Raw genomic sequence first — 11155 nt, forward strand, 5'->3', positions numbered from 1 at the left:
TGCTGCCGACGCCCCTCCAGATCATCCGGTCGGGGCAAATACGACTGGCTAAACTGCTGGCGGTAGGTTTGGTACGCCCAAATCGTAGACACAGACAAGCTGCGATACTTCGCTAACACTACATATAGCTGATCTAACTCTGGCAGCGTGTCCAACTTTTCACCACGCCCTGTTGCCAGTGCAGTTCCTCCAGTAATGCAGAAGGGCACATCCGATCCCAGCTGTGCGCCCAACTCTTGCAGCTCGGATTGAGTTAACCCCAACTGCCACATCAGGTTCATCCCCACCAGTACAGCAGCGGCATTGCTCGATCCCCCCGCTAGTCCTGCTCCGACTGGAATCTGTTTATAAATCGCGATGTCTACCGCTCCGTAGCGATCGAAGCTGTCTGAAAACTGCTGGCACATTAACTCGGCGGCGCGATATGCCAGATTAGTGTGATCTCGCGGCACTTCGGGATGGTCGCAGGCCATATGAATCGTACTCGTTCCATTGGCGCGTAGCTCAATCTGGTCTGCCAAATCGACACTTTGCAGCACCATGACCAATTCGTGATAGCCGTCGGGACGATCGCCGAGAATTTCCAGGTACAAATTGATTTTGGCAGGAGCGATTAATGAGTAAGAGCGCATGAGTGGAGCCAGCACTGAGTAATCAAATCATACCGTGATTAGCGGAAATCGCTATTAGCTACGGATGAAACCGATTACTCAATTCTACCCATTGCTCAACGCTTAAATCTTCTGCCCGAACTTGCGGATTAATGGCTAACCTCTCCAGCAGTTCAGTCAGTTGATCTCGCTCCATAACGCTTTGCAAATTGTTGCGTAACATCTTACGTTTGCTGGCAAAGCCCAGCTTTACGAGCGTTTCTAGCTGTTGGGGATCGGCAGCAGGAACGGCAAGCGATCGTGGTTTTAATCGCACCACTGCAGAATCCACTTTCGGAGGTGGATGAAACGCGCCTGCCGGAACGTCGCAAATAAATTCGCACTCCGCTAGGTACTGGACTCGTACGGATAGCGCTCCAAATTGCTTGGAACCAGATCGAGCACAAAGCCGCTGCGCTACTTCTTTTTGCACCAATAAAACGATCCGATCAAATGGCTTTGCAGCAGGATGATCGATCGTGCCCAGCAGCTTTTCTAGAATCGGTCCTGTGATGTTATAGGGAATATTGGCAACGACTTTATTTGGATGCTGAAACGCAGGTAAAGACGCTAAGACTGCATCGAGATCTAGCGTTAAAAAATCGCCTTGAAGCAGCAGGAAATTCTCGATCGCGCCCAATTTTTTAGTCAAAAACTCACAAAGGTCACGATCGATTTCCACGGATACGACGGCGGCTGCCTGCGACAGCAACTGCCGCGTGAGGACGCCCATTCCAGGACCAATTTCTAGCACGCGATCGCCCGATCCATCGCCGCTACCTTTGCTGAGATCTGCTGCGCTGACAATCCGACTCAGCGCCTTCTCGCTGCGCAGCCAGTGTTGGGCAAATTGTTTTCGGGGTTGGGGCATGAACAGACCAAGGGTGAAGGGTGAAGGCTCCCTCAGGAGGTTGGGAGTCCTACGAGTTCTTTATGTCCAGGAATGACTTCGCCGATCGCCGATGCTGCAATGTCGTGTTGGGCAAACCAGCGAATGGTATCGTCGGCTTGAGTGGGCGGCACCAGCAGCACGAAGCCAATGCCCATGTTGAACGTGTTGAACATTTCTGGCTCAGCGACATTGCCCGCGATCGCTAACCAGCGAAAGATCGCAGGTGCTTCCCAGCAGGTTGAGTCAATGCGAACGGACTGGTCTGGTCCCAAACAGCGGGGCAGGTTTTCGGGCAAGCCGCCGCCCGTAATATGTGCCATGCCGTGGATGGTCAGTCCCGCCTGTCGCGCCTGCAACACTGGTTTGACGTAGATCTGCGTTGGCGTCAGCAGCACCTCTCCCAGAGTGCCGTCTAGCAGATCGGGACGATCGTCCCAGGCAAAACCACCCGCTTCAACGATTTTTCGCACCAAGCTAAACCCGTTGCTGTGGACGCCTTGACTCGCCAACCCGATCGCCACATCGCCGACCTGCACCTGCGAACCGTCTAAAAGCTGGCTGCGATCGACAATGCCAACACAAAATCCAGCCAGGTCGTACTCACCCGATTGGTAGAACCCCGGCATTTCTGCTGTTTCCCCACCCAGTAGCGCACACCCCGAAAGGCGGCATCCGGTTGTAATGCCTTCCACCACTTGCGCTAGCTGGTCAGGGTTCAACTGCCCCGTGGCTAAATAGTCTAGAAAAAACAGTGGCTCTGCGCCCGACGTCAGCACATCGTTGACGCACATCGCCACCAAGTCAATGCCAACGGTGCTGTGGCGATCGAGCGTTTGCGCCAGCTTCAGCTTGGTGCCCACCCCATCGGTACCCGATACGAGCACAGGTTCTCGATAGCCCCCCGGCAGTTGAAAGAAACCGCTGAAGCCGCCCACGCCACCCAGCACTTCTGGGCGAGTGGTGCTGTTCACCATGCCGCGGATTTTCTCTACAAACGCTCGACCCGCTTCAACATCAACTCCAGCCTGTCGGTAATCCATGATTTTGGCGATCGCTGCATCCCGTATTGTACCTAGAGGCTTTCGTTCTTAGTTCTTTTGTTTTTAGCGTCACCTACTTCCCTCACCCGACTCCTCGTTGGTTGCTCCGCTGATAAAGTTCCCAAGTTGTGTAAAGTTTTCATAAAGTTACCTGAAGTTTTTTACCGTCTGTTAATTGCTCAAACTTCTACACTGTCTAAGTCTTAGCGAATTTCTTATGTATGAAGCTGTGATGAAGTTATACGGCATACTGCTAAATCCCTGATCCCCAAGTCAAAAACTTCGTGATAGTCTGTTGCAGTTGTTAAAACAGGAGCGAACACGGACCGACTACGAGTTATCAGCAGGCTTATGTTCACATCGGCAAGCTTTGCACCGCATATCTCGTTCCTCAAGTGCCCACCTCACACGACTCTATGAATCAGAAACTTCTTAGCAGTTTGACTGCAACCCTGTTGGTTACGACGCTGGGAGTTGCTCCCTCCGGTCACGCAAAACAGCCAGAAACCGCTAATCCAGGTTCAGAAAGCAATCTTCAGACCGACTCCAAACCTTCTTCAACCCAGGCTACGGATTCCGCTAGAGATGGCGTAAAACTGGGAAACGTTGCTCCACCCGACGTTGAATCCGTCCAGAAATTCTCTTCGCAAAGCTCCGATACGCCGCAACCCTCCAGCGATGACGCTGTGAAGATCGGTGAGCAAGCGTCGCCAACTGCCACAAAACCGGACGACGCCCCGATCGCTAAGGTTCAAACTCACGAGCTCTCTGGGCGCAAAGCCGCCACCCTGTACGTTCGCAACATTCCCGTCCTTACGTTTGTTGGCTCTGGCAAGACCGCACAAGAATCTGTCAAGCTGGGCAGCCAAACGTCCTCGACCACGATTTCTGTCACCGCTGTTAAATCGCTCGCTGGAGCTGAAACAGCCGCCGCTGAACTACTTGAAGCGTCTGAGACCGAACAACCTTCATCCGATCAGGATGACCCGATTTGGCGGGCATCTGCGATCTCTGCCAAGCTAAACCAGCTAAACCGTGACGGTATCGACGCCAAGCAAATCACGGTGAAATGGGAAGACAACCAGTACCGCATCAAAGTCAGCGACGCGGTTCTGGCAAAGCTGGACGCTAACACGCAGCTCCCCGATACCACGCGGAACCTAGAAACCGATGCGCTGCAAGCGACCAATCGGCTGCGGCGACTTTTAGGAGACGCGGCTCCCCTGTCTGGCGTGGCGGGCAAGCCTCGGCAGCAAATTTCCCTCGGTCCAATTAATATCAATGGATGGGCGTCCTGGTACGGTCCCGGTTTCCACGGCAACCCCAGCGCTAGCGGTGAGCGGTTCAACCAACACGCGATGACGGCGGCTCACCGGACTCTACCCTTCGGCACCCGTGTTCTGGTGACAAACCTGAATAACGGCATGTCGGTTGTCGTCCGAATCAACGATCGCGGTCCCTTCCACGGCAACCGCATCATCGATCTTTCGGCAGCGGCAGCCCGTATTTTGGGAGTGCTTCAAACCGGAGTTGCCCCCGTGCGCTTAGATATCGTCAATCCACAAGCTGCCTTGAGCAATTGACGCTGATGCTGTTGATGCTGCCAATGTAGCGAATCACGATTCGCTACATTGGCAGCATCAGCCCTTTTAGCTGTGCTGCATTCTCGACAAGCCCTTTGCTTTGAATCAGCACACCAAAGTTGCCCAGTCCCAGCGGATTTGCTAACTGATGCAAGGCGTCTCGACGACGCAGGCGCGCCTGAACCTCCTGAACGTCAGTTGCGTCTGACTGACCGACAGCAGCGATACGATCACCCAACCCGAGTGCCATTAGAAACAGCGCTTGCTGGATGAATCCTACCGTCTGCAATCCATACCGCTCTCCTTGACGCTGCAATGCAGTGAAGTCAACGTGAGCGGTAATGTCTTGATCTCCTATATATAGGTAGGGGTCAGAGTGGTGCGAGTGTCGGTAGTAGCATTGCAGCGTCCCCTGCGATCGAGCAGGATTGTAGTAGCGATCGCTCGCGTAGCCGTAGTCGATCGTGACGACGTATCCGCGCTGGAGCCGCTTTGCCACAGCAGAGATCCAATCGAGTGCAGCAAGGTTGACTTCTGTACGGTAGCCATCGGGATAACGGGGTGACGGCAAGTCCACCCCTACAGCGCTAAAGTACTCCGCCAGCTGCGGCATTGATAGCTCATCTAGCACTTCCCCAAACTGAGGAGTCCTCGATTCGCTCTCGGTTGCGGTGACGTAAACTTCCCGGAGTTGCCCAGTGTCGATCGCCACTAGATGTACAGGCAGCGCATCCACCAACTCATTGGAGAACACGCAGCCCGTAATCGAGCCTGCTGGAATGTCTTCCAGCGTTTGCCAGCGTAGGCGAATGCCTGTCGCCTCTAAATTGCGTAACTGCCGCTGCTGCTCAGCAATCAGAGGCGCGGCGCGCTCAACAATTTGGTAATCCAGGCATCGGTAGCACTCCGGGTAGTGCCGATGTAGGTGACGCAAAATGTCTGCTGCCAATACACCCTGTCCCGCCCCCACTTCCACCAGGCTAAATGGATTGGGACGCTGCATAATCTCCCACATTTGGGCAAACTGCTCTGCCAACAGTTCCCCGAAATCGGGGGCAAGATGGGGAGACGTAAAAAAATCGCCTTTGGATCCGATCGTCCGCGCCTTGGTGGCGTAGTAGCCATACTGCGGATGATACAGCGCCAGGTCCATAAACTCAGCAAAGGTAATTCGCTGCTGGGGATGCCCGACAATTTGTCGGGCAATCAGACGGCTTAGCGAATTAGAGTCAGCTAACGATTCTGTCATTACCACTCAAGTGCGCGGTCTTCATTGTGCCACAGGTGGAAATTGTAAAAGTAGTCTGAAATTTGTCATCAGAATCGGCTGGCTAGTCTAAAATACCTTTGCTCCGGCGGCAGACGATCGCCGTTCAACACCACACTCCGCAAGGTGACCTTACCGTCCCACCAGTTCACCTTGACCCACATCAAAGATAATTTCAAAGCGCGAGTTCGGATGGGTGCGTTGCAGCAGTCGCAGATACGCTTCTGCTTCAGCCCGACGCCGGAACCGAGACATAGTAGATTGCTTCAGGTTGGGCAGAAGATTGTGAATAACCCAAGGGGTGAGCTGTTGTTGGTAGGTCATAGGTCGATCGAAATGGCTAATGGTTTAAGGGCGACTCGAACTCACTGAACGCTTGGAAACGCTAGATGTAGCTCGCTTCAGCCGCGTACCTACTATATATAGTAGGTACTGCTGGAAATCGCAACCCCTATTCCAAAATTAGACGAATAAAAAAACGGGGGCAGACCTGTGCCTACCCCCGTTGAGTTTTAGCGAGATGAATTAGCGATCGACCGATCCCATAATGATGTCGATGCTGCCTAGGATTGTCACAATATCCGCCACCTTCATGCCGCGCACCAGCTGTGGCAGGCATTGCAGGTTGTTGAAGTCTGCTGCCCGAATCTTCCAGCGCCACGGGAACACCGTGTCATTGCCCTGAATGTAAATGCCCAACTCGCCTTTGCCGCTCTCGACACGGACGTAGTGCTCCCCTTTAGGAATCTTGAACGTAGGTGCAATCTTCTTGCCAATGAACTGGTAATCAAACCCGTTCCATTCGGACTTGGGACCCTCTTGCATCCGCTTGGCTTCTAGATTCTCATAAGGACCACCCGGAAGCGACTTGATCGCCTGGCGAATAATCTTCACCGACTCACGCATTTCCCGAATCCGCACCACATAGCGAGCAAAACAGTCGCCTGCGGTTTCCCACTGCACGTCCCAATCCAGTTCGTCGTAGCACTCGTAGTGGTCCACTTTCCGCAGATCCCACTTCACACCCGACGCCCGCAGCATGGGACCCGACAACCCCCAGTTAATTGCGTCTTCGCGGCTAATCGTACCCACGCCTTCGACACGGCGGCGGAAGATCGGATTATCGGTAATTAGCCGTTCGTACTCGTCCACCTTGGGCAGCATGTAGTCGCAGAAGTCTTCGCACTTATCGACCCAGCCATAGGGCAGGTCCACGGCGACGCCACCGATGCGGAAGTAGTTGTTGTTGACCATGCGGTAGCCCGTTGCAGCTTCCCACAGGTCGTAGATGAGTTCTCGTTCGCGGAAGATGTAGAAGAAGGGCGTTTGGGCACCAACGTCTGCCATGAAAGGACCAAGCCAAAGTAGGTGATTGGCGATTCGGTTCAGTTCCAGCATGATGACGCGAATGTAGCTGGCGCGTTTGGGTACTGGAATCCCTGCTAATTTCTCTGGTGCGTTAACGGTGACCGCCTCGTTGAACATTCCCGCCGCGTAGTCCCATCGGCTGACGTAGGGAACATACATAATGTTGGTGCGGTTTTCGGCAATCTTCTCCATACCGCGATGCAGATAGCCGATGACGGGTTCGCAGTCGATGACGTTCTCGCCATCTAGCGTCACAATCAACCGCAACACCCCGTGCATCGAGGGATGGTGCGGACCCATGTTGAGCACCATGGGTTCGGTTTTGGTCTCGATCATTGCCATATCTAAAACAGTCTCCCCTCGATCGTGAAGTTGTTAGTCGTTAGTCGTTAGCTATCAGTTTTCTCTTAATAGTAGAAACTAACCACTAACCACTTGGAGTAAGCCCGCACTGATTGTTACATCTCCTTAATTATACGGAGTAACGGCTGAAAGCGTGGGTAATAGTGGATTTGCTGAATCATCAGATTTAAGTGCGGGAACGATAGAGACGGTCCAATTCTGCCGCTCTGAGGAGGTTTTCGTGGCGTTCAATCAGGAACAGTTTGATGTATTGGTGAAACGGCTAGAGCAGTTTGCCCAACAGCAACCTGTGGGGTATCGATGGCGTGTCGGACTGCTGGCGGCGCTGGGCTACGCCTACATCTTTTTGGTGCTGGCGGGACTGGGGGCGATCGTCGCCCTCCTCGCCTGGCTCGTTGTCATCAGCCAGCGCCTCAACACTGCCATGATTAAAGCAGGCATTTTGCTGCTGATTCCGGCGTGGGCGATCGTGCGATCGCTGCAAGTCTCGTTTCCGCCACCGCAAGGACTGCGCTTGACTCGTCAGCAGGTACCAGCGCTGTTTGCGCTGGTAGATGACCTGACTCGAACGCTGCAAGCGCCCTCGTTTCACCACATTCTGCTGGTGCAAGACTTTAATGCCGCTGTGATGCAGGTGCCGCGATTGGGGATTTTCGGCTGGCAAGAGAACTATCTGCTAGTGGGACTGCCGTTGATGCAGGTGCTTTCCCCAGAGCAGTTTCGAGCTGTGCTGGCGCACGAATTAGGACACCTATCCGGAAATCACTCGCGCTTTGCTGGGTGGATCTATCGCGTTCGTAAAACTTGGATGCAGATTTTGGAGCGGCTTCAGGGCGGTCATGGCGGATCGTCGCTTTTGTTCGATCGCTTCTTTAATTGGTACGCGCCATTTTTCAGCGCCTATTCGTTTGTGCTAGCGCGAATGGATGAATACGACGCCGATCGCTGTGCGGCGCAACTGGCAGGAAAAACCCACTGCGCCGAAGCGCTAATGAATGTCGCTGTGCAGGGACCGTTTGTCGATCGCTGCTGGACTGGAATTTACGATCGCGTTAAGCAAGAGGTCGAGCCGCCTAGCACAGCGTTTAGTCAGGTGATGCAGACCCTACATGGAGCTGCCCCCATAGAAGGTCGGCAATGGCTAGAGCAAGCGCTGATGCAAAAAACCAGCAATGCGGATACGCACCCATGTTTGAGCGATCGCCTCGCTGCATTGGGCTTTCAAAAGCTAGATAATTTACCGCTGCCGCAACCCGTTCGCGTCACAGCCGCGCAGCAGTTTTTGGGTTCTGCACTGGAGCTGCTCATCAAGCAGTTCGATCACGAGTGGAAGCAGGGCGTGGAGACCACGTGGCGGCAGCGCTACGCCTATTTGCAAGAGACCCGTGCTGAGCTGCAAGCGCTGAATGAAAAGGCGAGTCGTCAAGCGTTGACCGTGGATGAAGCGTGGGAACGCGCTTGTCGAACGCTGGAATTAGAGGGCGATGCGGCAGCCACTCCCTTGATTCAAGCGGTTGTCACCCTGAAGCCCGATCACGCTGCTGCTCACTACACGCTGGGTCGGATTCTGCTGGAGCAAAACAACCCGGAAGGTATTGCTCACGTTGAGGCGGCGATCGCTCAAAACGTCGATTGGGTGCTGGAAGGCTGTCAGCTAATCTACGGCTTTCTCTGGCAGCGAGGGCAAGTTGAGGAGGCAAAGCAGTATCGCGATCGGGCTGAGCACCAGTACGAGTTACTGATGAAGGCGCAGCAGGAGCGATCGGATGTCAGCGATCGTGACTTGCTCAAACCGCACACGCTAACGGAAGCCGAGATAGCGGATCTCAAGCAGCAGTTAGCTACCTACCCGCAGGTGAAAGAGGCGTATGTTGTCGAGAAAGTGATGACTCATTTTCCCGAAAAGCGCTTCTGCGTGCTGGGAATTATCCGCAAGCGCAATCTAATCGAGGGCGAAGCGGCGGCTCAGAAGTTGGTGGATTTGTTGGCAACGAATCTTCAGTTTCCGGTGCAGAGCTACATTCTGATTCTCAACCACGGCAACATCGGTAAGTTGAGGAAGAAAATGACGCGAGTGGAGCGATCGTTAATTTTCCAGCGCTAGCTATTTTTTGGCAATACTAAAGATGTCGGAAAAAGTTGCGATTTTTTTGGATGTTGAAAATCTGTCAGGTTGGTTGAAAGCAGATGGAGGAGAAACGCTGCTAGAACGCGCCAATGAATTAGGACGTGTTGTGGTTCGCCGAGCCTATGGAGATTTCAGCATTCTATCAGTTAGTGTTCGTCAGCCAGAGCTAAATTTGCTCGGCTTCGAGTTTGTTCATGTTTATCATCCAGTTAAGGGTAAGAACTCAGCTGACATTCAAATTGTCGTTGATGTCATGGAGTACTTAGCTCGTATTCCTGATTTAGAATGGGTTGTTCTTGCTACTGGAGATTCAGATTTCTCACCTTTGTTTAGACGCTTGCGGGAGTTGGGCAAGTCCGTGATGGGTGTTGGACCACGTTCCGCCCTTAGTGAAGCAGTTAAGAGAACTTGCAATCGATTTATTTACATTGATGAAGAACCTGTTTCTGATGGTGCAGTTGCTTCATTAAAGACTGCTCAACTTCGCGAGGATGCTTTGGAACTACTAGAGCAAGTACTTGACAAATTTCCAGATGGTGCGAATCTTTCAACTCTTAAGAATAAGATGCTGGAGACTGATTCTGCGTTTGATGAAAATAACTTGGGGTTTGATGGATTCATGAAGTTCCTACAGAGTGCTCCTGAAATAGTCACATTGTACAAAGTCAAAGAGATTTGGAACGCGAAAGCACTTGAAACTGGGGAGAAGCAGAATGAAGTTCTTAGTTGCGATAGTCAATCAGGGAGTACTTTAGTAGAACCTACGATCGACCTTTATAGACGTTTTCTACGTAAAAGCGGTTGGAGATCATACAAATCCTCTTGTCTTTGGGATGCTCTAACCGGACTAAAGACGCGTTTTCCAGAGGGTTTTACAAAAGGTGAAGAATTTGAATATTTGATTGAATCTTTTGGACGTAATCTAACTCGTGGAGAATTACGATCGATGATATATATTTTTTATAAGGCAGGTTTTGTGGTGCAGCAACAGCAGAAGCGAAATGACGAGTCTATTCTGACAGTTGATTTACCTAAATCTGAGCGGGTAATGTCAAAGAAGTTAGATCTTGTGATGGTAAATCGGATTGTTCAGATCTGTAGGCTTCAGGAGGTGTCTTTTATCCCCGAACTTATACCTCAACTCTTGATAAATTCTTACACACAAGAGCAATTTAACGTTTTGGTTATAAATGCTCAGGATCAATAGGCTCGTAGCTGAAGAACTGTGATTGTCCTCACCTCCTAGAACGTACGATCGCTGAAATTAGCAGAGGAAAGTGATAATAAGGCTGGAGCAATCGTGAAGGTGCTCCGATGTCAGAAACCAAAACGATACAATCAGAAGATGGCAACGCTGAAAGCAAGCAAGTTAGCGCTGGCAGACGTTTATCGTCTGCTGAAGTTCGAGGAGCGATTCGACGATCGTGCCTTTCAAGACGTGCTGTCGTTAGAATTTGTCACCGAATCGGAGCAACAGCAACTCAAGCAGATTCAAACAAATTTTCGTCCTTATACCAATTCAGTTTGATGCTGCATATAATTAGGAGCATCCCTAAAAGATAGCCATCTCGATGCCCCGTACATTACAGCTTGAGATCGCCGAGAGCATTGAGTACCTGGAAAAAAGTTACAAGCAAGCCCGCAATGCAAGTCACAAAGAGCGCCTACAAATGCTGTGGTGGCTCAAGAATGGACAGGTCAAGCAGCACCAAAACCTGAGTCAGCGCTTGGGGCGGGATGGCTCCACTATCAGTCGCTGGTTGCAGAAGTATCGAAACGGAGGACTGAAGGCACTTTTGGACATCAAAACTGCTCCAGGTCGAACCCCAGCCATTCGGGGGGAAGTGCTCGAGCAATTGCAAGC

The 11155-nt window shown here is 52.1% G+C and carries 11 protein-coding genes; 5 read left to right on the plus strand and 6 right to left on the minus strand.

Going from position 1 to position 11155, the window contains the following annotated elements:
- The 3 genes from ispE to purM all read right to left on the minus strand — a co-directional run.
- The coding region (gene ispE / locus H6F43_RS08640; protein ID WP_190342391.1) for a 4-(cytidine 5'-diphospho)-2-C-methyl-D-erythritol kinase at positions 1-632 on the minus strand (632 nt) is incomplete at its 3' end.
- A 58-nt stretch (positions 633-690) separates the two neighbouring features.
- Positions 691-1521, minus strand: coding sequence for a 16S rRNA (adenine(1518)-N(6)/adenine(1519)-N(6))-dimethyltransferase RsmA (gene rsmA, locus H6F43_RS08645; RefSeq protein ID WP_190342392.1), 831 nt, complete (start codon positions 1519-1521; stop codon positions 691-693).
- Between the two features lie 32 nt (positions 1522-1553).
- Complete coding sequence (gene purM, locus H6F43_RS08650) at positions 1554-2582, minus strand: phosphoribosylformylglycinamidine cyclo-ligase (RefSeq protein ID WP_190342393.1); 1029 nt, start codon at positions 2580-2582, stop codon at positions 1554-1556.
- A gap of 416 nt (positions 2583-2998) precedes the next feature.
- On the opposite strand from purM, the gene H6F43_RS08655 reads away from it, so the two are divergent.
- Entirely contained in the window at positions 2999-4165 is a 1167-nt protein-coding gene (locus H6F43_RS08655; RefSeq protein ID WP_190342394.1) for a septal ring lytic transglycosylase RlpA family protein, read from the plus strand.
- 43 nt (positions 4166-4208) lie between these two features.
- Here H6F43_RS08655 and H6F43_RS08660 read toward each other — a convergent pair whose 3' ends face one another.
- From H6F43_RS08660 to H6F43_RS08670, 3 genes are all read right to left on the minus strand, one after another.
- Entirely contained in the window at positions 4209-5414 is a 1206-nt protein-coding gene (locus H6F43_RS08660; protein ID WP_190342395.1) for a class I SAM-dependent methyltransferase, read from the minus strand.
- Positions 5415-5564: 150 nt separating this feature from the next.
- A complete protein-coding gene (locus tag H6F43_RS08665) occupies positions 5565-5756 on the minus strand; it encodes a hypothetical protein (RefSeq protein ID WP_190342396.1) in 192 nt (63 codons plus the stop codon).
- 201 nt (positions 5757-5957) lie between these two features.
- Positions 5958-7142 carry an NAD(P)H-quinone oxidoreductase subunit H gene (locus H6F43_RS08670; RefSeq protein WP_190342397.1) on the minus strand — a complete coding sequence of 395 codons (1185 nt, stop codon included), beginning with the start codon at positions 7140-7142 and terminating at the stop codon, positions 5958-5960.
- Between the two features lie 241 nt (positions 7143-7383).
- Between H6F43_RS08670 and H6F43_RS08675 the strand changes: the two genes are divergently transcribed.
- The 4 genes from H6F43_RS08675 to H6F43_RS08690 form a co-directional block, all read left to right on the plus strand.
- Positions 7384-9267 carry a M48 family metalloprotease gene (locus H6F43_RS08675; protein ID WP_190342398.1) on the plus strand — a complete coding sequence of 628 codons (1884 nt, stop codon included), beginning with the start codon at positions 7384-7386 and terminating at the stop codon, positions 9265-9267.
- Between the two features lie 22 nt (positions 9268-9289).
- The gene (locus H6F43_RS08680) at positions 9290-10498 is read left to right on the plus strand and encodes an NYN domain-containing protein (protein ID WP_190342399.1); all 1209 of its coding nucleotides are present in this window, start codon (positions 9290-9292) and stop codon (positions 10496-10498) included.
- 138 nt (positions 10499-10636) lie between these two features.
- On the plus strand, positions 10637-10819 hold the full coding sequence (locus tag H6F43_RS08685; protein WP_190342400.1) for a hypothetical protein: 183 nt from the start codon (positions 10637-10639) through the stop codon (positions 10817-10819).
- 43 nt (positions 10820-10862) lie between these two features.
- Positions 10863-11155: helix-turn-helix domain-containing protein (locus H6F43_RS08690; RefSeq protein ID WP_190342401.1), on the plus strand; the 293-nt coding region annotated here is incomplete at its 3' end.

It is taken from the genome of Leptolyngbya sp. FACHB-36 (assembly GCF_014695955.1).
Classification (GTDB): Bacteria; Cyanobacteriota; Cyanobacteriia; order Leptolyngbyales; family Leptolyngbyaceae; genus FACHB-36.